The sequence below is a fragment of the Streptomyces sp. Q2 genome (assembly GCF_056820935.1).
In genome coordinates, this window is the sequence record NZ_JBXEJE010000011.1 from 176,129 (window position 1) to 197,829 (window position 21,701).

Consider the following 21,701-nt stretch of genomic DNA (forward strand, 5'->3'; position numbering starts at 1 on the left):
TGCGGTATGACACACGGAGGCGGCGCCTCCCCCGACCCGTAGGGGTTGGAGCTGCTGCCGTTGGAGTGCGTTCAAAGGTGTTCTGGTACGCGGGAGTGAGTGTGGGTGGTCTGTGTCGTGTGTTGTGCCTCGGCCGTGTGGTCGCTTCCAGCAGGGAACTGATGTTCTTTCATCGAATACGTGACCTTCCTGGGGGGTGCTCGTTTGCCATGGCGACAGGGTTCTTCGGGTGGGGCCGGGCGGGGGTGTGACGGGGTGGGTGAGCTGAGGAGCATCGCGTCGCCGTTCGTCGCGTCCGGCCCAGGTGGTGTGGCTGTGCGGACCCGTCTCAAGCACCTGACGCCCGGCGATGAGAAGGTGCTGCGTCTGGTGGGCGCGCATCTGGGGTCGCTGGCCTCGAAGGACCTCAAGACGCGGTGCCGGGACGGCCTGGGGCATTCCGGTGAGAGGTGGGCGGTGCGTAAGCGGGAGCTGACGCCGCTGTCGTCATCACGGTGGGCGGGCAGCATCACCAAAGCGACGCACGACCAGTGGGTGCTGGCCCGCCGCTGCCAGCTCGCACACATCCACAACCTGGAAGCCGGCATCCGCACCATCGAGCACCGCCTGTCCCTGCCGGTCGGGCAGAAGGGGACGAGGAAGGCGCCAGGGGGTTACCGGTCCCAGCGGGAATGGCACGCGAAGTCAAGGCGCCTGCGGGTACTGGAGGACCGGCTGACTGCCGCGCGGGCCGAACGCGAGGTGGGCATCGTCCACGTCGTACGCGGCGGCAAACGCCTGGCTCGCACCCGGCACCACCTGGACGAGGCCGGGCTCACGGAGTCGCAGTGGCGTGGGCGTTGGGAAGCGGAGCGCTGGTTCTGCCAGGCGGACGGCGAGTCCGGCAAGCGCTACGGCAACGAGACCATCCGCATCAGCCCCGACGGCGAGGCCAGCATCAAGCTCCCCGCACCGCTCGCGCATCTGGCCAACGCCCCGCACGGCCGCTACATCCTCGCCAGCCGGGTCACGTTCGCACACCGGGGCACCGAGTGGGCCGACCGCGTCACGGCGAACCGGGCCATCGCCTACCGCATCCACTACGACACCGGCCGGGACCGCTGGTACCTGACCGCCTCCTGGCAGATCCCACTCACCCCCACCCTCCCCATCGAGGCTACCCTCGCGCACGGGGTGATCGGCGTCGACATGAACGCCGACCACCTGGCCGCCTGGCGCCTCGACACCCACGGCAACCCCACCGGCAGCCCCCGCCGCTTCTCCTACGACCTCACCGGCACCGCCGAACACCGTGACGCCCAGGTCCGCCACGCCCTGACCCGTCTCCTGCACTGGGCCACGGTCTGTGGTGTGCGGGCGATCGCGGTGGAGGACCTGGACTTCGCCGCGGAGAAGACCCGGGAGAAACACGGCCGCCGCAAACGCTTCCGCCAGCTGATCTCCGGCATGCCCACCGGCAAACTCCGCGCCCGGCTGTCCTCGATGGCCGACGCCACAGGTATCGCGGTCATTGCCGTGGACCCGGCCTACACCAGCCGCTGGGGCTCCCAGCACTGGCAGAAACCCCTCACCACCACAACCCGCACCATCACCCGCCACGACGCAGCCGCCGTGGCGATCGGAAGACGCGCCCAGGGACACCCGATCCGGCGACGGACGACACCGCCCCCACACGACCGGAGTGATCGTGCGGGGCATCGGACCGTCCAGGCCCGACCAGGTGAGCTTGGGCGTGAGGAAACCCGCCCCCGCATCCCCGGACCACGGACACGATCCGTGCCGCCCGGGCGCGGAGCGAACGCGGGCAACCAGAACGCCCAACACCGTCCGGGGCGTTCGGCCGAGCATGAGACCTGGCAACAGGACTCACTCCCGCTCAGTCTCTAGGAACGGTTGGGGTGCAGACGCCGCCGTCCGCGGTCGCTCTGCTCAGCTGCTCAGTCGCGCAGGAACACGTAGTCGGCCTGGTACGGCACACCGACGATCGCGCCCTGCGTGCAGGAGCCGGCCGGGGCGACGCCGCCGACGGTGTTCAGCCGCAGGATCTCCGTGACGCCGGCGAGCAGGCCGTGGTCCTTGCCGGACCCGGTGGCCTTGAGGTCGAGTTCGGGGATGTTGCCGGTCCCGTTGGGGGTCCTGGAGAGGACCGCCCCGGTGACCGCGCTGCGGTCGGGCGCGATCCACTGCGGCGTACCGGAGTTGGGCTGCACGAAGGAGTGCGCGATGCCGCCGCCGAGCACGGCGCTGACGTCCCGCTGGGCGAAGGCGTACCCGCCGCCCTCGGTCGGCTTGCACTCGTAGATCTGCTTGCCCTTGAGGACGGAGGCCTGGACGTTGTGGAGGGCGTCGCGGAAGTCGAAGGCGGCGACGGTGACCTTGTGGAGCCGGCCTCGGACGGCTCCGCCCGGGAACGCGGCGGTGTGCAGGTTGGCGTAGAAAGACCCGGGGTCGCTCGTGAGGGCGTCGAGCAGTGCCGCGTCCGTGACCTTGACGGTCCCGGTGACGGCATGATTCTTGCCGTTGCCCTTCAGGAGCTTGGTGAAGTCGATCTCGACGCCGCCGTTGGTGCCCTGGGCGCCCCGGTGGATGTGGAGGGCGGTCGGCCTGTCGGTGCCGCGCCACCTGACGGCGACGGAGACCTTGTCGCCCTTGACCTGGACGAACTGGAGCGCGGTGCCGTCCTTGTCGCCGACGGCGGGGCCGCCCTCGACGGGCACCTCGTTGGCGCCCCTCAGGCTCGCGGCGAGGACGGTGCCGTCACCGGCGCTGTCATCGGCGGCGACGGCGGGAACGGTGGTGACCGCGACACCGCCGACGGTGGTCAGGACGGCGGCGGTGACGAGCAGGGTGGTACGGCGCTTCGAGAACGTCGTGCTCATGCCCATGATGGTTTTTTCTTCCCGTTTCGCAGCCGACACACCCTGCGTCAGCTTCTGGGCATGCATACGGGAGCGATCTCACACGGGATCAGCCCCGCATGAGTGACCTACGTCACTTCCCGGCCGCTAGCCGGCCCGGTGCACCACCGCTTCGCACATCTCCATCAGCGCGGCCTTCGCGTCGCACTCCCGCAGCGGAGCCAGTGCCGCCCGCGCGTCCTCGGCGTACCGCACCGTGTCCCGCCGGGCCTGCTCCAACGCGGGATGCGCCCGCAGCGCCTCCAGTGCCTGCGCGTGCCGGGCGTCGTCGGTCAGGTCGGAGTCCAGCAGCTCGCACAGCGCGAGGTCCTCGGCCAGCCCCAGGCGCTCCGCCCGCTCCCGCAGACGCAGCACCGGAAGGGTCCGGATGCCCTCGCGCAGATCCGTGCCCGGCGTCTTCCCGGACTCGTGCGAGTCGGACGCGATGTCCAGGACGTCGTCCGCGAGCTGGAAGGCCACGCCCAGCCGCTCGCCGTACTGCGTCAGCACGTCGACGACCGTCTCGTCGGCGCCCGACATCATGGCGCCGAACCGGCACGCCACGGCCACCAGGGAGCCTGTCTTGCCGCCCAGCACGTCGAGGTAGTGCTCGACCGGGTCACGCCCGTCCGTCGGACCGGCCGTCTCCAGGATCTGGCCGGTGACCAGCCGTTCGAACGCCTCTGACTGGACCCGGACCGCCTCGGGGCCGAGGTCGGCCAGGATGTGCGAGGCGCGCGCGAACAGGAAGTCGCCGGTGAGGACGGCGACCGAGTTGCCCCAGCGGGCGTTGGCGCTGGCGACCCCGCGCCGCACCTCGGCCTCGTCCATCACGTCGTCGTGGTACAGCGTCGCCAGGTGGGTCAGCTCCACCACCACCGCCGACGGCACGATCCCCGGCGCGTAGGGGTCCCCGAACTGGGCCGCGAGCATCACGAGCAGCGGCCGGAACCGCTTTCCACCCGCCCGCACCAGGTGCTGGGCGGCCTCCGTGATGAAGGGGACCTCACTCTTGGTGGCTTCGAGCAGTCCCTCCTCGACAGCCGTCAATCCGGCCTGGACATCGGCTTCCAGAGCCTGGTCCCGCACGCTCAGCCCGAACGGCCCGACGACGGTCACGAGGGGTCTCCTGTCTGCTGGTGTCTACTGGCGATTACACGGTTTGTCGATAGGTCGCTGCCATCACTCAAGTCAGCGTATCCGGTCACGTTTCGATCACCGATAGCGCCCGCCCGTCCAGCCCGGGCGGTATCGGATCACGACGGGTATGTTTTTGATCACTTGAAAAGAACGGATATCTATCGACTTACATGGAAGTAGTGGAGTGTGTCCCGATCCTTCGTCGATACCCCGTCCAGCGGCCGGCCGCCACCCGGGGACGACACCGCCTTCTCCGGCCGGCCCAAGGGCCTGCTCACGGCCCACGACGGCATGGGCATGACGGCCACGCCCCTCTGCTTCCTGTCCCTCGCGGTCCACTGAACTCACGGGGTCACGCTCATGCACATCCGTACGTCCTTCCCCTACGAGACGGCCCACGAGGACCTCCGCATCCCACTCCCGGACGGGACCCTCCTCTACGCGCGCGTGTGGCGTCCCCTCACGGACGAACCAGTACCCGCGATCCTCGAATACCTGCCGTACCGCCTGACCGACTGGACCGCGCCCCGCGACTGGCAACGCCATCCCTGGTACGCGGGCCACGGTTACGCCTCCGTACGAGTGGACGTGCGCGGACACGGCAACAGCGAGGGCATGCCCGGCGACGAGTACTCGGCGACGGAGCTGGCCGACGGCGTCCACGTGATCGACTGGATCGCGGCGCAGCCCTGGTGCGACGGCAAGGTCGGCATGTTCGGCGTCTCCTGGGGCGGCTTCAACTCCCTCCAGATCGCGGCCCTCGCTCCCGAGCCGCTCAAGGCGATCGTCACGGTCAGCGCCACCGACGACCGCTATGACAACGACGTGCACTACATGGGAGGTTCGGTCCTCGCGGTGGACATGCACGCATGGGCGGCCACCATGCTGGCCTTCGTCTGCCGCCCGCCGGACCCGCGGTACGTCGGCGAGGCGTGGCGGGACATGTGGCTCAAGCGCCTGGAGGAGGTCGACCCCCTCATCCACACCTGGCTCGACCACCAGACCCGGGACCGCTACTGGCGCCACGCCAGCGTCTGCGAGGACTACGGCGCGATCGACGCCGCCGTCCTCGCGGTCGGCGGCTGGCACGACCCGTACCGCGACACGGTCCTGCGCCTCGTGGAGCATCTCCCGGCCGACCGGATCCGCGGCCTGATCGGACCCTGGTCCCCCCAGTACCCCGACCGCGGCCTGCCGCCCGGCCCGGCGATCGGCTTCCTCCAGGAGACCCTGCGCTGGTGGGACCACTGGCTCAAGGGCAAGGACACGGGCGCGATGTCGGAGCCCCTCCTGCGCGCCTACGTCAGCGACTCCCACCCCCCGGCGACGGTCTACGACACCCTGCCCGGCCGCTGGGTCGGCGAGCCGGCCTGGCCCTCCCCCAACGTCTCGACGATCTCGTACGGCCTTCAGGGCTCCCCCTTCCTCGTCCGCTCCCCGCAGCACACGGGCATCGACGCCGGCCGCTTCTTCCCGATCGGGAACGACGCCGACCTGCCGCCCGACCAGCGCGAGGAGGACGGCAGGTCGGTGTGCTTCGAGTTCGAAGCCTCCGAGGAGACCTGGGTGTTGGGGCGGCCGAGGGTTCGGCTCAGGCTGACCTCCCAGGTGCCGCGCGGCCAGGTGATCGCCCGGGTCTGCGACGTCGCCCCGGACGACTCCTCGACCCTGGTCACCCGGGGCGTGCTGAACCTGTCGGCGCGGCAGGGGCGGGACAGGGTCGTGCCGTGGGAGCCGGGTGTCACGCAGGACGTGGAGTTCGAGCTGAACGGCATCGGCCACGCCTTCCCTCCCGGTCACCGCATCCGCCTGTCGGTCTCCTCCACGTACTGGCCGTGGATCTGGCCGCAGCCCGACTCGGGGGCGGGCTTCACGCTGGACCCGGAGGGCAGCTTCCTCGAACTCCCGGTGCGGACAGGGGAACCCGCCGCCGACATCCCCTCCCCCATCACCTCCGGCATCACCTTCGAGGAACCGGAGCAGTCCGAGCCGCTCGGCGTCAACTCCCCGGTCACCCTGGACGAACCGCGGCCGGAGCGCCTGGTCGTGCGCGATGTGGCCAAGGGTGAGTGGCGGCTGGAGGTCGATCCGCGCCACGGCGGCACCCGCGTGTATCCCGACGGTCTGGAATGCACCGAGGACGCGCTGGAGACGTACACGATCAACGAGTCGGACCCCCTGTCGGCCCATGCCCGCTCGGACTGGTCGGTCGGGCTGCACCGCCCGGAGCTCGCCTGGGAGGCGACGGTCCGCACCCGGTCGGAGCTCGGCTGCGACGAAACGGGCTTTTTCACCTCCAACGAGGCGATTTGCATGGATGGTGGCGAGGTGGTCTTCCACCGGACCTGGGAGAAGCGGATTCCACGGACGGCCGGTTGACTCCGAGTTGGGCCCATTGCCCGATTTGACACTCTTGCGAACGCGCGTGAGTTGGGTCACTCGCGCCCCTTTTCGGCCTCGACGCCACCAGCCCGCTTTCACCCTTGCCCAATGCGCGAGTTGAGTCTTGGCAACCGCAAAGAATCAAGCGCCCCATATGCCTCAGACCAAGGTCAACAGGTTGATGTGTGATTCCGCCACTTGTTACGGACATGTGCTCTCGCATACGTTCCGGGCCTGTCGGGCGGACGCCTAATCCTGCCGCCGCCCCACAGGACACCCATCGACCATCACCGCACGGCAGGAGCGGGGGAACCAGGTAAGCCGCCGCACCGGAGATCACGCCGGTACGGCTAGGGGTGAAGTCGCGCCGCCTCACGGCGGCACGGCCGGGCAGCTCCCGCCCGAACCCGACAGCTCACCTCGTAGGCGCCGGAGAGGAACAGCGCCATGGCCGCACGAGGCAAGCACCGTCGTACCCGCACCAACCCGCTCACCCGAGGCGTCATCACAGCCGGAACGGGCATCGCCGCCCTCGCCCTCCCGCTCCTGGGCGCGACCACCGCGAGCGCCGCACAGCCGGCCAAGGCCCCCGCCACCGCGCAGGCCGCGGCGCAGGTCAAGTCCCTCAAATACACCACGGTCAAGGGCGACACGCTCTACGACATCGCGGACAAGTACGACACCCCCGGCGGCTGGCGGCAGCTCTACAAGGACAACCGCAAGGCCGTCGGTGACAACCCCCGGCTGATCCACGCGGGTCTCGATCTGACGGTCAGGACGGCCAAGAAGGCGAGCACGCCCGCCAAGAAGGCCACCCAGTCCGTGACCCAGGCCACCCAGGCCTCCGTCAAGACGTACGCGAACAACCTCGACGGCTGGATCAACGAAGCGCTGGACATCATGGCGCAAAAGGGAATTCCCGGCTCGTACGACGGCATTTACCGCAACGTCATGCGCGAGTCGTCCGGCAACCCGCAGGCCATCAACAACTGGGACTCCAACGCCGCCGCCGGCACCCCGTCCAAGGGCCTGCTCCAGACCATCGACCCGACCTTCCAGGCGTACCACGTGGACGGCACGTCGTGGGACCCGTACGACCCGGTCGCGAACATCACCGCGGCCTGCAACTACGCGGCCGCGCGGTACGGCTCGATCGACAACGTCTTCGGGGCCTACTGAGCCCTGCCGACCGCGGACCTACCGGCGGGGAAACAGTCTTTCGAGGACGACGGCGATGCCGTCGTCCTCGTTCGACAGGGTGATCTCGTCGGCCACCGACCGGAGTTCGGGGTGGGCGTTGGCCATGGCCACGCCGTGCGCGGCCCAGTCGAACATGGGGATGTCGTTGGGCATGTCCCCGAAGGCGATGGTGTCTTCGGGCCCGAGGCCCAGATGGTCGGCGGCCAGGGCGAGGCCCGTCGCCTTGGTGATGCCGCATGGCTGGAGTTCGACGGTCCCGGGGCCCGACATGGTGACCGTCGCCAGGGAACCGATCACTCCGCGGGCCGTCGCCGCCAACTCGTCGTCGGACAGGTCGGGATGGCGCAGCAGCACCTTGCTGATGGGCGCGCTCCACAGGTCGTCGCGCCGCCCGACCCGTACCGCGGGAAGGGTCGGGTGGGGCATCAGATAGCCCGGCTCGATGAGGGTCAGCCCGTCCACGCCGTCCTGGTCGACGGCCGCGTACACCTGGCCGAGTTCGGCCTCGATCTTGCCGAGCGCGGTCTCGGCCAGCTCCCGGTCCAGGGTGACCGACCACAGCAGACGGTGCGCGCCGGCGTCGTACACCTGCGCGCCCTGCCCGCACACCGCGAGCCCCTCGCTGCCGAGGTCGTCGAGGAGCGGCCGCACTCTGGGCGCCGGGCGGCCGGTCACCACCAGATGCCGGGCCCCGGCCGCCGCCACCCGCGCGAGCGCGGCGAGCGACCGGTCGGAGAGGGTGTCGTCGCCTCGGAGCAGCGTTCCGTCCAGGTCGGTGGCGATGAGTGAATATGCGGTGGGTGCGGCCATGATCAGAGAATACGGATGGAACGCGCCGGCGACTCGACGCGAACCGGACGGCTACAGCCTTCACATGCGTTGACGCCTGCTCCGGTTACGGCAGTTGGCACCCTCACGCGGAGTCCCGTACCACCAGTTCCGTGGGGAGTATCACTCCCGACGTGTCCTCCCCCGCGATCTGCGCGAGCAGCATGCGGACCATCTCGGCGCTGATGCGCTCGAAGGGCTGGCGGACGGTGGTGAGGGCGGGGGTGATGGCGGTGGCCGCGGGAGAGTCGTCGAAGCCTCCGACAGCGATGTCATCGGGGACCGAACGGCCGCTCTGCTGCAGGGCGTTGACGACGCCCTGGGCCATGAGGTCGGAGGCGACGAACACCGCGTCCATGTCGGGCGCCTGGGCGAGCAGCCGGTGGGCCGCCTGCTCGCCGCCGGTGCGGCGGTAGTCGCCCTCGGTCACCAGGGCCTCGTCGTAGGGCAGCCCCGCCTCGGCGAGCACCTCGCGGTAGCCCGCCAGCCGGTCCGTGCCGCCGGGGGTGTCCAGCGGACCGGTGATCATGCCGATGCGGCGGCGGCCGCCGCCAAGGAGGTGGCGGACCATCTCCCGGGCCCCGTCGCGGTCGTCGGCCGCCACGTAACTCACCCTGGAGCCGAGGCCCATGGGCTTGCCGCAGGCCACCAACGGCATCCCGGCCGCGCGCAGTTCGGCGGCGACCGGATCCCCGCTGTGGCTGGAGACCAGCAGGACGCCGTCGACGTGGCCCGAGGTGATGTAGCGGGTCACGCGGCGGCGGTCGTCGTCGGTCGCGGCGAGCATCAGCAGCAGCGGGATGTCGTGCCGGGCGAGGTGCTCGGTGCAGCCGCGCAGCAGCACGTTGAAGTTGGGGTCCTCGAAGAACTTCTCCTGCGGCTCGGTCAGGAGGTAGGCCACCGAGTCCGAACGTCCCGTACTGAGGCTGCGCGCATGCCGGTTGACCACGTACCCGGTCTTCCTGATGGCGGACTCGACCGCCCGGCGGGCGGCCGGGGAGACGTAGTGGCCGCCGTTCAGGAAGCGGGAGACGGTGCCCCGCGACACGCCGGCCTCCCGCGCCACGTCGTGGATGGTGGGCGGTCGGCGGCGTGCGTTGGCGCTGGTGGTCATGTTCCTCGTTCGTGACGGTGGGGTCGGCGGATACCTCAGGCCTTGACCGAGCCGCTCAGCAGGTCCAGGGACCAGAACCGCTGGATCACCAGGAAGAGCGCGATCAGCGGGATGATCGCCAGCAGACATCCGGTGATGACCAGGGTGTAGAGGGCGGGCTGCGAGGCGCCCTGCGCGAGCAGCGTGTAGAGCCCGAGGGTGAGCGGGAACTTGGTGTCGTCGGCCAGCATCACGTACGGCAGCAGGAAGTTGTTCCAGATGGCGACGAACTGGAAGAGGAACACCGTGATCAGGCCCGGCATCATCATCGGTACGGCGATCCGCGAGAAGATCCGCCACTCGCTCGCGCCGTCCATGCGGGCGGCCTCGAGGAGTTCGGCGGGCACCGCGGCGGCCGCGTAGATGCGGACCAGGTAGACGCCGTACGGGGAGAGGATGGACGGCAGCAGCATCGACCAGTACGAGTCGGCCATGCCCATCTTCGACAGCAGCAGGTACTGCGGGACGGTCAGCACGATGCTCGGTACCAGGACGCCGGCCAGGATGAGCTTGAAGATGGCCTCCCGCCCCCGGAAGGCGAACCGGCCCAGCGCGTAGCCGCCGCCGGCGGAGACCGCGGCGGACAGCAGGGCGCCGAAGCCCGCGTAGAGGGCGGAGTTGCCCATCCACGTCCAGTAGATGCCGTCCCGGTAGGCGTTCAGCTCGCTCAGATTGTCGAGGAAGCCGGTGCCGGGCGCGAAGGTGAAGGTGGAGAACAGTTCCGCGCGGTCCTTGGTCGCCGCCATCACGACCCAGGCGATGGGGACCAGGCAGTACAGCGCGCCGAGGATCAGCACGAGGGTGGGGACCCAGGCCGTGCGCCGCGCACGGCTTTTGACGGGAAGGTTGCCCGCGGTGTCGGCGGTGAGGGTGAGGGGGGTCATGCCCGGTCCTCCCGGGTGTAGCGGTCGGAGACGCGCAGCAGGGTGAAGGAGATGAGGTAGGTGGCCAGGGCCAGGACCACGGCGGTGGCGGAGGCACCGTAGATGTCGGACTTCAGGAAGGCGCTGTCGTAGATGGCCATCAGCGGACTCCAGGTGGTGGGGAGGCCGTTGGTCAGCGGCTTGAGCGTCATCGGCTCGGTGAAGACCTGGAGGGTGGCGATCACCGAGAAGAAGAAGGTGAGCACCAGGGAGGGCATCACGATCGGGATCTTGATCCTGAGTGCGATCTTGAGGTTGGACGCGCCGTCGATCCGCGCCGCCTCGTAGATGTCCGGCGGGATCGCCCGGAGCGCGGTGTAGATGACGATCATGTTGAAGCCGGTGCCGCCCCAGACAGCGATGTTCGCGAAGGAGAGGTACAGGTTGCCGCCGTCGAACAGGTCCGGCTGCGGCAGGCCGAACTTGTCCAGCAGGTAGTAGAAGGGGCTGACGGCCGGGAGGTACAGGAAGCCCCACATCAGGGCGGCGATGATGCCGGGCACGGCGTACGGCAGGAAGATCATCAGCCGGGCGAAGGGCGCGCTGCGTGCCTTCGGGGTGTCGAGCATCAGCGCGAACAGCAGCGCCAGCCCGAGCATCGTCGGGATGACGATGAGGCCGTAGCCGAAGGCGCGCAGCACGCTGTGGCCGAACTCCGAGTCCTGGAAGACGTCGGTGTAGTTGCCGAAGCCGTTCCAGACCTGTTCGCGGGCGCCCTTGCCGAGTCCGATGCCCTTGACCTTGACCTTGTGGAGGCTGAGCCAGATCGCGTACCCGATGGGGACGACGGTGAAGGCGGCGAACAGGACCAGGGTCGGCGTCAGGAACCAGTACGGTGCGCTGCGGCCACGACCACGGCGGCGGGGGCGGCTGGGGCGGACGGACTTGGCGGTGCCGGTGCCGTCCGCCAAGGGCCCGACCGCGATGCGGTCGGAGCCCTTGAGCGGAGCGCTGGTCATGCCTCGGTCACCTCGAAGCCCTGCTTCTTCATGTCGTCGAAGGTCTTCGACTGCATGGTGCTGAGGGCAGAGGTGAACTGGGCCTCCTTCTTCGCCTTGGTGGCTTTGCCGAAGCCGTCGTTGAAGGCGGTGTAGGCGGTCTGGACGTTCGGGCCCCAGGCGGCGGTGGCCGTGGTGGCGGCTATCGACGCGGCCGTGGTGTAGAAGTCCTTCTGGTTCGGGAAGAACGCGGGCGTGGTCAGGACGTCGCCGGACTGGCCCTGCGTGGCCGCCGGGTAGATGCCGACCTCCTTGACCAGGGCGGCCAGCGCCTCGGGGTCGGTGTTGATCCAGTGGGCGAACTTCGCCGCGGCCTCCGCGTGCTTGGAGTCGGTGGAGACACCGGTGGAGGAACCGCCCCAGCTGCCGGTGACGTTGTCGCCGGCCTTCCACTGCGGCAGCGGGGCCATGCGCCACTTGCCCTCGGTGGCGGGGGCGGAGCCGACCAGCACACCGGGCGCCCACACGGCGGAGACCCAGCCGATGTGGGTGCCCTTGTTCAGGGCGTTGTTCCAGGCCGGCGTGTACATCGGCTGGTTGTCGATGACGCCTTCCTGGACCAGGCCGCCCCAGAACTCGGCGACCTTGCGGCTGGCCGCGTCGTCGATGCCGACCGTCCACTTGCCGCTGGCGTCGACCGTCCACCACTTGGCGCCGGCCTGCTGGGTGAGGCCCGCGAACAGGCCCGGGTCGTTGGAGGAGAAGGTGGTCAGGTAGGCGTCCGGGAGGGCCTTCCTGGCGGCGCGCGCGGTCTCGGCGAACTCCGTCCAGGTCTTCGGCACGGACAGGCCGTGCTTCTTGAAGACGTCCTCGCGGTAGTAGAACATCAGCGGCCCGGAGTCCTGCGGGACGCCGTAGACCGCGTCGGTGCCGAGGGTGACCATGTCCCACAGTCCCGCGGCGAAGTCGCCCTTGGCGTCACCGACGTACTTCGAGATGTCGGCGAGGACGTCGTTGGAGACCAGGGTCGGCAGCGACTGGTACTCGGCCTGGATGAGGTCGGGCGCGTTGCCGGCCTTCTTCGCCGTGATCACCTTGGTGAGGATCTCGGCGCCGCTGCCCTGCTTCGACACGGTGACCGTGATGTCCGGGTTCTTCTTGTTCCAGATCGCGGCGACCTTCTCCATGTTCGGCGCCCACGACCAGTAGGTCAGCTTGACCGGCCCGCTGCTCTCTCCGGAGTCTCCGTCGTCGGAACCGCCGCAGGCGGCGAGGGTGCTGGTAAGGCCGAGGGCTGCGGCCCCGGCGAGGATGTTGCGCCTGCTGACCTGGCGGCGGTTGATCGACATCTTCATCTCCCCTGACTTGGACGAGCCGACCTCGTCAACGTCCCGCGTACGCGGCAACCGCCGTGGGGGGAGGTTCTGCGGGACGTGACCGAGGGGCTGTGCGCGAGGGCCGCGCGGCTCTGTGATCGTGCACAGTAGAGAATTGTTTCGGCCCCTTGTCAATGGCGAGTGCCTGGGGTTACCTACTTGTTGCTCGCGGATGTCAGCTGCCATCAGTACTGTGCACGATCACAGAAACCTGGCGTCACCTCCGCCGATCCCGTCCTCGATCCCTGGGAGCCACCGCATGCCCTCCGCCGCCCCGCACGACCGACTGCCACTCGCCTTCGGGGGCGACTACAACCCCGAGCAGTGGCCGCAGGAGGTGTGGGAGGAGGACGTACGGCTGATGCGCGAAGCCGGGGTCACCATGGTCTCGCTCGGCATCTTCGCGTGGTCCAAAATCGAACCCCGGCCCGGCGAGTACGACTTCGAGTGGCTCGACCTGATCATCGGGATGCTCCACGAAGCCGGCATCCTCGTGGACCTCGCGACCCCGACCGTCGTACCGCCCGCCTGGTTCTACCGCGCCCACCCCGAAGCCCTGCCCGTGACCCGGGAGGGCGTGCGGCTGGCGTTCGGCTCACGCGGCGCGATCTGCCACTCCGACCCGCACTACCGGGCCGCCGCGGCGGACATCACCTCGCGGATCGGCGAGCGCTACGGTCGGCATCCCGCCGTGGTCCTGTGGCACGTCCACAACGAGTACGGCGCCCCGGTCCTGAGCTGCTACTGCGACACCTGCGCCCAGGCCTTCCGGGCCTGGCTCCAGGACCGCTACGGCACCCTCGGCGCCCTCAACCAGGCCTGGGGCACCGCCTTCTGGGGCCAGCTCTACGGCGACTGGGAGGAGATCGGGGTGCCCCGGACCACGCCGACCGTCGGCAACCCGGCCCACCAGCTGGACTTCCAGCGGTTCGCCGACGGTCAGGCCCGCGCCAACTTCGCCGCCGAGCGGGACATCCTGCACCGCCTGTCCCCCGGTGTGCCCGTGACCACCAACTTCATGGTCGCGCCCAGCCAGTGCGCGTCCATCGACTACTGGGCCTGGGCGGGCGAGGTCGACCTCGTCACCAACGACCACTACCTGATCACCGACGGCCGCCGCACCCACGTCAACCTGGCTCTCGCCGCCGACCTCACCCGCTCCGTCGCGGGCGGCGCCCCCTGGCTCCTGCTCGAACACTCCACGTCGGGCATCAACTGGCAGCGCCACAACCCGGCCAAGGAACCCGGCCAGATGGCCCGCAACTCCCTCGGCCATGTCGCCCGCGGCTCCGAGGGCGCGATGTTCTTCCAGTGGCGCCAGTCCCGCAGCGGCGCCGAGAAGTTCCACTCGTCGATGCTGCCGCACGGCGGGACGGGCACGCGCGTGTGGCGGGAGGTCACCGATCTGGGCCGCCGGGTCGCGGACCTCGCCGACCTGCGCGGCACCCGCACCCGGGCCGACGTGGCCATGGTCTGGTCGTGGGACTCCTGGTGGGCGCAGGGTCTTCAGTGGCGGCCCAGCGAGGACCTGGACGCGCGGGAACGGCTCGACGCCTTCTACGAGGCGCTGTACGACCGGCACCTGACGGTGGACTTCTTCCCGCCGGCCGGGCTGGGCGAGGTCGATCCCTCCCGGTACCCGCTCCTCGTCGTCCCCCAGCTGTACTCGGCGCCCGCCTCCGTCGCCGCCGACCTGCAGCGGTACGTCGCACGCGGCGGCACGCTGCTGGTCTCCTTCTTCTCCGGCATCGTCGACGAGCACGACACCGTGCACCCCGGGGCGTACCCGGGGGCGCTGCGGGACGTGCTCGGGCTGACCGTCGAGGAGTTCGACCCGTTGCTGCCGGGCGAGCGGATCGCCGTACGCACCTCTCACGGTGACGCGTGGGAGGCCGATCTGTGGTCCGAGTACGTCGTCCCGGGCGAGGGCTGCGAGACCGTCGCCGTCTTCGCCGACGGCCGTACGGCCGGACGCCCGGCGCTCACCCGGCGCGCGCTCGGCGACGGGGCCGCCTGGTATCTGGCCACCCGGCTGAGCGGCGCGGATCTGGCGGCGGTCGTGGACCTGGCCCTCGCGGACGCGGGGGTCACGCCCCTGGACCTGCCCCGGGACGTCGAACTCGTCGTACGGGAGGGCGAGTCGGGGGTGTTCCGGTTCGCCGTCAACCACACCGACGCCGACGTGAAGGTGGTGCTGCCGGACGGGAGCCGGGCGGCCGTTCCCGCGGGCGCGGTCGAGGTGTTCCGCGAGCCGCGCTGAGCTTCCCCTCCCTTTTCCCCGTTTGGTTTTCCTCTGTGACTTTCACTGTGAAGGGACCCTGACATGCGCAGACGCAGTGTTCTGACCGCCGCCGGAGCCGCCGCGCTGGCGATACCCGTGCTGGGCGCGGCACCCGCCGTGGCCGCACCCGCCGACGCCGCACCGACCGGAGATCGACGCCGCCTGCAGATCCGCGGGGTGGACATCTCCTCGCTGCCCAAGAACGAGGACAAGGGTGCCGTCTACCGGCGGGCCGACGGCCGCCGCGACGACCCCCTGTGCATCCTCGCCGACGCGGGCGTCACCCACGCCCGCCTCAAGGTGTGGGTCAACCCGGCCGACGGCTACAACAACAAGGCCCACATACTTCCGCTGGCCCGTCGCCTGAAGCGGGCCGGCATCGGCATCTGGGTCGACTTCCACTACTCCGACACCTGGGCGGACCCGGCGCACCAGACCAAGCCCGCCGCCTGGACCGACCTGGACGTGGCGGGCCTGACCCGGGCCGTCTACGACCACACCGCCGACGTCCTCGGCGCGCTGAAGCGCCAGGGCACCCCGGCCGACCTGGTGCAGATCGGCAACGAACTCAACGGCGGCATGCTCTGGCCCGACGGAAACTGGGAGCACTGGGACAACCTCGCCGCCTTCCTCAAGGCCGGCCTCAGCGCGGCCCGCGACACCACCCCGCGCATCCGCACGATCCTCCACCTGGCCAACGGCGGCGACAACGGGCTGTACCGGTGGTGGTTCGACAACGCGGTCTCCCGCGGGGTCGACTTCGACGTCATCGGCCTCTCGTACTACCCCTTCTGGCACGGTCCGGTGGAGCAGGCCGCCGCCAACATGGCCGACATCACGGCCCGTTACGGCAAGCCGTGCGTCATCGCCGAGACGGCGTACCCGTTCACGCTGGAGAGCGAGGACGACGTCAACGACATCATGAACGACCCCTCGCAGCTCACCGAGGGCTTCCCCGCCACGCCCGAGGGCCAGGCGGCCTGGCTGCGCGCGGTGGCCGACCTCGCCGCCGCCGTCCCCGGCGGGCAGGGCCTCGGCTACTGCTACTGGGAAGGCGTGTGGACCTACCGCGCCGGCAGCGGCTGGAACCCCCAGGACCCGGCGTCCGGCAACGCGTGGGAGAACCTCGCGCTGTTCGACTTCGAGGACCGGGCGCTGCCGGGACTGAGGACGCTGGGCCGCTACCGGTCCTAGTCCGTAGGGCCTGTTCACCGGCGGCGACGGCGCTGTCGCCGCCGGACGGTGTAGTGGGCTACACCACCGATACGGGTGACCGTTCCCTCGTGGTGGCGGGCGGGCGACGGGATCGTGGCCGACAGAGATCCTCACGGATTTCCTCCACTCCTCTCTCCTCCTCTCCTCTACGAAGGGACCGGCCCCCATGTCCGCGAACCGCCCGCGCCGCCGCCGTATCACCCGCATCACCCGCTTCACCGGCGCCGTCGCCGCCGTCGTCCTGACCGCGGGGCTCGTCACCGCCTGCGGTCCCGACGACTTCGACAACTCGCTGGACTGCGTGTCCGACGCCGACACGATCTCCGACAGCCTCAAGGCGATCCACGAGGCCGGCTGGGACGCGGCGAGGGACCCCTCCCGCACGGACGAGTCGATCGACACGATCGAGAAGAACCTCGACAAGATCAACGACGACACGGACGACAGCGAGGTCGACAGGGCGGCCGACGAGCTCAACCAGGCGATCAAGGACTACAACAAGGCCGTCCTGAACGGCGACACCGACCCGGACACCGGCAGGATCGACGCGGCGGCCGACAAGCTGAAGGACGTCTGCACCTCGTGACCGGCCCCCCGTTCGCCACAGCTCGACCACGGTGCGGATACCGTTCGCTCTCGGTCTCACTGCACTGACCAAGGGGAGGCAGCGGTTGTGACGGACCGGCCGGAAGAAGTGCCGAGCGGTTTCCCGACGCATCTGCGTCAGGGCGCCGCCGGCATCCTGGACCGCTTCCCCGAGCCCCTGCGGCCCGAGATCTACGCCCTCTCCTTCCGCATCTGGCGCATCGACGACGACCGCCACCCGTACGTCGCCATCGGCTACAACACCGAGACCCAGTACGAGCGGGAGAGGTACCCGCAGGACCCCGGCGAGGCCCGCTGGAACTACGCCTGCTGGCTCCTCGACGGCTTCGAGATGCTCGGCAACGTCCCACAGGACCCGGCCGGCGGCCCCCTGTACGAGGACGAGGTCAAGCGGCTCGGCATCTGGTACGACGGCGAGCACGACATCATGCGGGTCGGCGAGGACGACGAGATCGACGCCAAGTGCGACCTCCTGCGTCTCCACTTCGCCGACGCCTGCCTCGACCTCGCCCGCCACCTGCACAGCAGCGGGCGGATCGAGAAACTCTTCGGCCGCCCCCTGCCGGTCGTGGTCTTCGACATGGACTGTCCCGGCTGGGAGATCGAGGCCACCGAGGCGGCCAACCCGCCGGAGCTGATCGAGGACTTCCTCGCCTGGCAGCGGGCGGGCGAAGCAGGCACGACGGCACCCTCCGTGGCGCCCGCGGATCCGGCGTGATGTCCGGCCCGCCGCCGCCGGGCCGAGACCGCCGGCCCCGCACGACGTGACGGGAGTCCGGCGGGTACTCCGCTCCACCTCGCGGGGGCTGGGCGACCGTCCGGACGGGGCAAGACCATTTTGTCTGTCCGCCCACGCAACTCAGCCGTAACGTGTGGCCCGACAGTGTGTGGCGCGACCACATCGAACGCACGGTACGCACGAGAGTGAGGCAGCACCCATGCCCCCCTTCGATGTCCCCGAGGGCGACCCCTTCGGCACGCACAACCTCCCGTACGGCGTGTTCTCGCTCCCCGGATCCGACGATCGCCGGGTGGGCGTCCGCCTCGGCGACCACGTCCTGGACGCGGGCGCGGCGGCCGTCGCCCTCGGCTCCCCGTACGTCACCCTGCTCGCGCGGCCCTCCCTGAACCCGCTGCTCGCCGCGGGCCGCACCGCCTGGTCGGACGTGCGGCGCGCGCTGACGGCATGGGTGACGGTGCCCTCGCACCGCGAGGCCATCGAGTCGCTGTTCCACCCCCTGTCCTCGGTGACCCTGCATCTCCCCTTCGAGGTGGCGGACTACGTCGACTTCTACGCCTCCGAGAACCACGCCCGCAACGTCGGCCAGATCTTCCGACCCGACGCCGCCGACTCCCTGACCCCCAACTGGAAACACCTGCCGATCGGCTACCACGGCCGCTCCGGCACGGTGGTGGTGTCCGGCACGGACGTCGTACGCCCGTCGGGGCAGCGCAAGGCCGCTTCCGACCCGGCGCCCGTCTTCGGACCCTCCGTCCGCCTGGACATCGAGGCCGAGGTCGGCTTCGTGGTCGGGGTGCCCTCGCACAGGGGCGAGCCCGTCGCCCTCACCGACTTCCGCGAACACGTCTTCGGGCTGTGCCTGCTGAACGACTGGTCCGCGCGTGACGTCCAGGCCTGGGAGTACGTCCCGCTCGGCCCGTTCCTCGGCAAGTCCTTCGCCACCTCGGTGTCGGCGTGGATCACTCCGCTGGACGCCCTGGAGTCGGCACGGGTGACGCCCCCGGAGCGGACCCACCCCCTGCTGCCGTACCTGGACGACACGGACGACGAACCCGGCGGCTACGACCTGCGCATCTCGGTCGCCGTCAACGGCCACGTCGTCTCCGAGCCCCCTTTCTCCACCATGTACTGGACGGCCGCCCAGCAACTGGCCCACATGACGGTCAACGGCGCCTCCCTGCGCACCGGCGACCTGTACGGCTCCGGCACGGTGAGCGGCCCCTCCGAGCGGGAACGGGGATCCCTCCTGGAACTGACCTGGAACGGCCGCGATCCCCTCGAACTCCCCGACGGCAAACGGACCTTCCTCGAGGACGGCGACGAGGTGACCCTGTCGGCCTGGGCCCCCGGCCCCGACGGTGTCCGGGTGGGACTGGGCGAGGTCTCCGGCCGGGTGGTGCCCACCCCACACCACCCCACGCCCCACTGAACGACTTCCGACACCTGCCGTACGCCGCCCGCCGCCGTCATACTGGCGACGGGCGGCGTGGCTTGCGAGGACGACGGACGATGCCGGCGCCGCTCCCACAGCCCGTACGGCGCTTGCCTTTTCGCGCACCGTGCACCCATAGCAGCCGTTTCTTCCGACCATGATCCGGAGCCCGTGGCATGACTGTCAGCCTGCTCCTGCTGAGCGCCGTCGCCCTGGCGGCCGCCGTACCGGCTCCCCGCGCGCTGACCCGGGCCGCGTGGCCCGAGCGGGACCCCGTGGTCGCGCTGTGGGTGTGGCAGTGCCTGGTCGCCACCGTCATGCTGTGCTGTCTGGCGGCCCTCGTGCTGGGCACCGCGGCGGTCTTCCACACCGTCCGCGACCACGTCTTCGCACCGGCACCGCCGGCCGTGACCGCGGCGTACGACCTCTCCGCCGCCCCGGCCTGGGCCGTCGCCCTCACCCTGCTGCTGGCCTGCGGGGCCGCCTGGACGACCGCGATGCTCGCCCGCGAGCTCGTCGAGGCCCGCCGATGCCGCGGCCAGGCCCGCGCCCACCTGCGCGAACGCGCCCCCGACCTGCCGGCCGGCCTGCCCGCCTCACGCGGACCCCTGCTCGTTCTGGAGGACGAGTACCCGGACGCCTGGTGGATGCCCGGCAACCCACCCCAGCTGATCGTGACGACCGGTGCCCTGCACCGCCTCACCGACCACCAGCTGGACGCCGTCCTCACCCACGAGCGCGGCCACGCCCGTGCCCGCCACGACTGGCTGCTCCACCTCTCCACCGCCCTCGCCACCGGCTTCCCCCGCATCCCGCTCTTCGCCCACTTCTGCGACCAGACCCACCGCCTGGTCGAACTGTCCGCCGACGACACGGCCTCCCGCCGCTGCGGCCACCTGACCACGGCCCTGGCCCTGATCGAGCTGAACCAACACCGAGGCGTCCTCTCCTGCGCCTCCACCCACCGCCTCCTCGGCGAACGAGTGGACCGCCTCCTGGAACCCCAGCCCCGCCTCGGCCCCCGCCACCGAGCCCTGACAACCACGCTGGCAACCCTGATCCCCCTCCTCCCCCTCCTGATCACCTTCGCCCCAGGCCTGACAGCACTGTCATAGGCCAGCCTGCGAGCGGTCGCGCCACTGGGGCGGCATGGGTGGCTCAGCCTGCGAGCAGTCGTGCCGCTGGGGCACCCAGCCCGCGGGCAGTCGTGCCGCTGGGGCGGCACGGGTGGGCGCAGGCGGCACCCCGTCAGCGCCGGGCTGCGCGACCCACCCCCGCCCAGCCCCACCCCGGCCACGCTGCACACCGACCGCACCGCACACCCGACCGCACCGCACACCCGGCCACGCCGCCCACCCGGTGGCAGATCTCCCCCACGACCACAAGAAACCCCAGCTCAACAGCCCCACCAACAGAGCCCCCGGTGGCGCAACAATCCCGCAACACGACTTTCCCTACCACCTCGGTATGGTTCGAACCATGCCCCCCTCCGACCGCATCCGCGACCACGCCGGCCAAGGCGCGACCACAGTCGCCGCCCACCGCACGCGTCGTCGGCTGCGCGCGGACCAGGCCCGCCAACTCGCCGACCTCCTACGCCACCAGCTCCTCACCGACGGCTTCCCGGACGGCACCCTCCCCCACGAGTCCGCCCTCGCCGCCGACTACCGCGCCTCCCGCAACACGGTCCGCCAAGCCCTGGACCTGCTGCGCGCCGAAGGCCTGGTGGAACGCCTCCCCGGCGTCGGCACGGTCGTCGTCGCCCAGAAGTACCCCCACGGCCTCGACCGCCTGATGGGCCTCGCGGAAACCCTCCGCGAACACGGCCGCGTCACCAACGAGGTCCGCACCATGGGCCCCGCCCCCGCTCCCGTCCCCGTCGCCGAACGTCTCCACGTCGCCCCCGGCACCGACGTCCTCTACATCGAACGCCTGCGCCGCCTCAACGGCCTCCCCCTCTCCCTCGACCTCACCTACGTCCCCCTCGACCTCGGCACCGCCCTGCTCGGCGCCGACCTGGAGAACACCGACGTCTTCCGCCTCCTGGAAGCCATCACCGGCCAGCCCCTGGGCCACGCCGAGATCACATTGGAGGCGGTGAACGCGGACGCCCACTCCGCCGCCGTGCTGGAAGCCCCGCGCGGCGCTGCCGTCCTCATGCTGGAACGGCTCACGCACCTCGCCGACGGCCGCCCGGTCGACCTGGAGTTCATCCGCTTCCGCGGCGACCGCATCACGATGAGCGGCCTGCTGCACCGGTCGCTGTAAGCCCCCGTTCCGCTCGAAACCCACCCCCGGTTCCGCTCGACATCCCTGCCTGCGCACCTTGCGCACCTTCCTGGAGACAGCCATGCCCTTGGCGCCCCAGCGGGCCGACGTGCCCGTGACCATCGACGAGTCGAAGTGCATCGACGGCTGCACGCTCTGCGTGGACATGTGCCCGCTGGACTCCCTCGCCATCGACGAGAGCAACGGCAAGGCCTACATGCACGTCGACGAGTGCTGGTACTGCGGCCCGTGCGCGGCCCGCTGTCCCACCGGAGCCGTCACGGTCAACATGCCCTATCTGCTCCGGTGAGAGGCCACCA

General features: G+C 70.3%; 18 protein-coding genes, 1 pseudogene and 1 riboswitch. Of the genes and pseudogenes, 12 read left to right on the top strand and 7 right to left on the bottom strand.

The window, feature by feature from the left end:
- Nucleotides 1-255 precede the first annotated feature (255 nt).
- Nucleotides 256-1,887, top strand: a pseudogene (locus tag ACWBNA_RS14555) (nuclease/transposase family protein).
- 50 nt (nucleotides 1,888-1,937) lie between these two features.
- On the opposite strand, the gene ACWBNA_RS14560 reads toward ACWBNA_RS14555, so the two are convergent.
- Both ACWBNA_RS14560 and ACWBNA_RS14565 read right to left on the bottom strand, forming a co-directional pair.
- Nucleotides 1,938-2,879, bottom strand: coding sequence for a CHRD domain-containing protein (locus ACWBNA_RS14560; protein WP_482704742.1), 942 nt, complete (start codon nucleotides 2,877-2,879; stop codon nucleotides 1,938-1,940).
- Between the two features lie 126 nt (nucleotides 2,880-3,005).
- Nucleotides 3,006-4,016 carry a polyprenyl synthetase family protein gene (locus ACWBNA_RS14565; RefSeq protein ID WP_482704743.1) on the bottom strand — a complete coding sequence of 337 codons (1,011 nt, stop codon included), beginning with the start codon at nucleotides 4,014-4,016 and terminating at the stop codon, nucleotides 3,006-3,008.
- 207 nt (nucleotides 4,017-4,223) lie between these two features.
- On the opposite strand from ACWBNA_RS14565, the gene ACWBNA_RS14570 reads away from it, so the two are divergent.
- The 3 genes from ACWBNA_RS14570 to ACWBNA_RS14580 all read left to right on the top strand — a co-directional run bounded on the left by ACWBNA_RS14570 (nucleotide 4,224) and on the right by ACWBNA_RS14580 (nucleotide 7,598).
- Nucleotides 4,224-4,379, top strand: a complete 156-nt coding sequence (locus tag ACWBNA_RS14570) for a hypothetical protein (RefSeq protein WP_482704744.1) — start codon at nucleotides 4,224-4,226, stop codon at nucleotides 4,377-4,379.
- 18 nt (nucleotides 4,380-4,397) lie between these two features.
- Nucleotides 4,398-6,416 carry a CocE/NonD family hydrolase gene (locus ACWBNA_RS14575; RefSeq protein WP_482704745.1) on the top strand — a complete coding sequence of 673 codons (2,019 nt, stop codon included), beginning with the start codon at nucleotides 4,398-4,400 and terminating at the stop codon, nucleotides 6,414-6,416.
- Between the two features lie 281 nt (nucleotides 6,417-6,697).
- A riboswitch (cyclic di-AMP (ydaO/yuaA leader) is annotated at nucleotides 6,698-6,861 on the top strand.
- 5 nt (nucleotides 6,862-6,866) lie between these two features.
- Nucleotides 6,867-7,598 carry a LysM peptidoglycan-binding domain-containing protein gene (locus ACWBNA_RS14580; RefSeq protein WP_482704746.1) on the top strand — a complete coding sequence of 244 codons (732 nt, stop codon included), beginning with the start codon at nucleotides 6,867-6,869 and terminating at the stop codon, nucleotides 7,596-7,598.
- 18 nt (nucleotides 7,599-7,616) lie between these two features.
- Here the strand turns inward: ACWBNA_RS14580 and ACWBNA_RS14585 are convergent, their stop codons facing one another.
- The 5 genes from ACWBNA_RS14585 to ACWBNA_RS14605 form a co-directional block, all read right to left on the bottom strand.
- Complete coding sequence (locus ACWBNA_RS14585; RefSeq protein ID WP_482704747.1) at nucleotides 7,617-8,429, bottom strand: HAD family hydrolase; 813 nt, start codon at nucleotides 8,427-8,429, stop codon at nucleotides 7,617-7,619.
- A 103-nt stretch (nucleotides 8,430-8,532) separates the two neighbouring features.
- A complete protein-coding gene (locus ACWBNA_RS14590) occupies nucleotides 8,533-9,561 on the bottom strand; it encodes a LacI family DNA-binding transcriptional regulator (protein ID WP_482704748.1) in 1,029 nt (342 codons plus the stop codon).
- A 35-nt stretch (nucleotides 9,562-9,596) separates the two neighbouring features.
- Entirely contained in the window at nucleotides 9,597-10,484 is an 888-nt protein-coding gene (locus ACWBNA_RS14595; RefSeq protein WP_482704749.1) for a carbohydrate ABC transporter permease, read from the bottom strand.
- Nucleotides 10,481-11,482, bottom strand: coding sequence for a carbohydrate ABC transporter permease (locus ACWBNA_RS14600; RefSeq protein WP_482704750.1), 1,002 nt, complete (start codon nucleotides 11,480-11,482; stop codon nucleotides 10,481-10,483). The genes ACWBNA_RS14595 and ACWBNA_RS14600 overlap by 4 nt, the downstream gene beginning before the upstream one ends.
- Nucleotides 11,479-12,816 carry an ABC transporter substrate-binding protein gene (locus tag ACWBNA_RS14605; protein WP_482704751.1) on the bottom strand — a complete coding sequence of 446 codons (1,338 nt, stop codon included), beginning with the start codon at nucleotides 12,814-12,816 and terminating at the stop codon, nucleotides 11,479-11,481. Before ACWBNA_RS14605 ends, ACWBNA_RS14600 begins: the two co-directional genes overlap by 4 nt.
- Before the next feature lie 280 nt (nucleotides 12,817-13,096).
- Between ACWBNA_RS14605 and ACWBNA_RS14610 the strand changes: the two genes are divergently transcribed.
- From ACWBNA_RS14610 to ACWBNA_RS14645, 8 genes are all read left to right on the top strand, one after another.
- A complete protein-coding gene (locus ACWBNA_RS14610; protein ID WP_482704752.1) occupies nucleotides 13,097-15,097 on the top strand; it encodes a beta-galactosidase in 2,001 nt (666 codons plus the stop codon).
- A gap of 63 nt (nucleotides 15,098-15,160) precedes the next feature.
- Nucleotides 15,161-16,312 (top strand): glycoside hydrolase family 53 protein, encoded by a 1,152-nt coding sequence (locus ACWBNA_RS14615; RefSeq protein ID WP_482704753.1) that lies wholly within the window; start codon nucleotides 15,161-15,163, stop codon nucleotides 16,310-16,312.
- A gap of 187 nt (nucleotides 16,313-16,499) precedes the next feature.
- Nucleotides 16,500-16,919, top strand: a complete 420-nt coding sequence (locus ACWBNA_RS14620) for an SNARE domain-containing protein (protein WP_482704754.1) — start codon at nucleotides 16,500-16,502, stop codon at nucleotides 16,917-16,919.
- Nucleotides 16,920-17,006: 87 nt separating this feature from the next.
- The gene (locus tag ACWBNA_RS14625; protein WP_482704755.1) at nucleotides 17,007-17,657 is read left to right on the top strand and encodes a hypothetical protein; all 651 of its coding nucleotides are present in this window, start codon (nucleotides 17,007-17,009) and stop codon (nucleotides 17,655-17,657) included.
- 220 nt (nucleotides 17,658-17,877) lie between these two features.
- Nucleotides 17,878-19,110 carry a fumarylacetoacetase gene (gene fahA / locus ACWBNA_RS14630; protein ID WP_482704756.1) on the top strand — a complete coding sequence of 411 codons (1,233 nt, stop codon included), beginning with the start codon at nucleotides 17,878-17,880 and terminating at the stop codon, nucleotides 19,108-19,110.
- A gap of 179 nt (nucleotides 19,111-19,289) precedes the next feature.
- Entirely contained in the window at nucleotides 19,290-20,228 is a 939-nt protein-coding gene (locus tag ACWBNA_RS14635; protein ID WP_482704757.1) for a M56 family metallopeptidase, read from the top strand.
- Between the two features lie 364 nt (nucleotides 20,229-20,592).
- Nucleotides 20,593-21,381, top strand: coding sequence for a GntR family transcriptional regulator (locus tag ACWBNA_RS14640; protein WP_482704758.1), 789 nt, complete (start codon nucleotides 20,593-20,595; stop codon nucleotides 21,379-21,381).
- An 82-nt stretch (nucleotides 21,382-21,463) separates the two neighbouring features.
- Nucleotides 21,464-21,691 (top strand): 4Fe-4S dicluster domain-containing protein, encoded by a 228-nt coding sequence (locus ACWBNA_RS14645; protein ID WP_010986276.1) that lies wholly within the window; start codon nucleotides 21,464-21,466, stop codon nucleotides 21,689-21,691.
- Nucleotides 21,692-21,701 lie beyond the last annotated feature (10 nt).

What these genes read in the sequence shown, in the direction of transcription:
- ACWBNA_RS14560 (WP_482704742.1), bottom strand. Translation starts at nt 2,879, where the DNA reads ATGAGCACGACGTTCTCGAAGCGCCGTACCACCCTGCTCGTCACCGCC.
- ACWBNA_RS14575 (WP_482704745.1), top strand. Translation starts at nt 4,398, where the DNA reads ATGCACATCCGTACGTCCTTCCCCTACGAGACGGCCCACGAGGACCTC.
- ACWBNA_RS14580 (WP_482704746.1), top strand. Translation starts at nt 6,867, where the DNA reads ATGGCCGCACGAGGCAAGCACCGTCGTACCCGCACCAACCCGCTCACC.
- ACWBNA_RS14585 (WP_482704747.1), bottom strand. Translation starts at nt 8,429, where the DNA reads ATGGCCGCACCCACCGCATATTCACTCATCGCCACCGACCTGGACGGA.
- ACWBNA_RS14590 (WP_482704748.1), bottom strand. Translation starts at nt 9,561, where the DNA reads ATGACCACCAGCGCCAACGCACGCCGCCGACCGCCCACCATCCACGAC.
- ACWBNA_RS14595 (WP_482704749.1), bottom strand. Translation starts at nt 10,484, where the DNA reads ATGACCCCCCTCACCCTCACCGCCGACACCGCGGGCAACCTTCCCGTC.
- ACWBNA_RS14600 (WP_482704750.1), bottom strand. Translation starts at nt 11,482, where the DNA reads ATGACCAGCGCTCCGCTCAAGGGCTCCGACCGCATCGCGGTCGGGCCC.
- ACWBNA_RS14605 (WP_482704751.1), bottom strand. Translation starts at nt 12,816, where the DNA reads ATGAAGATGTCGATCAACCGCCGCCAGGTCAGCAGGCGCAACATCCTC.
- ACWBNA_RS14610 (WP_482704752.1), top strand. Translation starts at nt 13,097, where the DNA reads ATGCCCTCCGCCGCCCCGCACGACCGACTGCCACTCGCCTTCGGGGGC.
- ACWBNA_RS14615 (WP_482704753.1), top strand. Translation starts at nt 15,161, where the DNA reads ATGCGCAGACGCAGTGTTCTGACCGCCGCCGGAGCCGCCGCGCTGGCG.
- ACWBNA_RS14620 (WP_482704754.1), top strand. Translation starts at nt 16,500, where the DNA reads ATGTCCGCGAACCGCCCGCGCCGCCGCCGTATCACCCGCATCACCCGC.
- fahA (WP_482704756.1), top strand. Translation starts at nt 17,878, where the DNA reads ATGCCCCCCTTCGATGTCCCCGAGGGCGACCCCTTCGGCACGCACAAC.
- ACWBNA_RS14635 (WP_482704757.1), top strand. Translation starts at nt 19,290, where the DNA reads ATGACTGTCAGCCTGCTCCTGCTGAGCGCCGTCGCCCTGGCGGCCGCC.
- ACWBNA_RS14640 (WP_482704758.1), top strand. Translation starts at nt 20,593, where the DNA reads ATGCCCCCCTCCGACCGCATCCGCGACCACGCCGGCCAAGGCGCGACC.
- ACWBNA_RS14645 (WP_010986276.1), top strand. Translation starts at nt 21,464, where the DNA reads ATGCCCTTGGCGCCCCAGCGGGCCGACGTGCCCGTGACCATCGACGAG.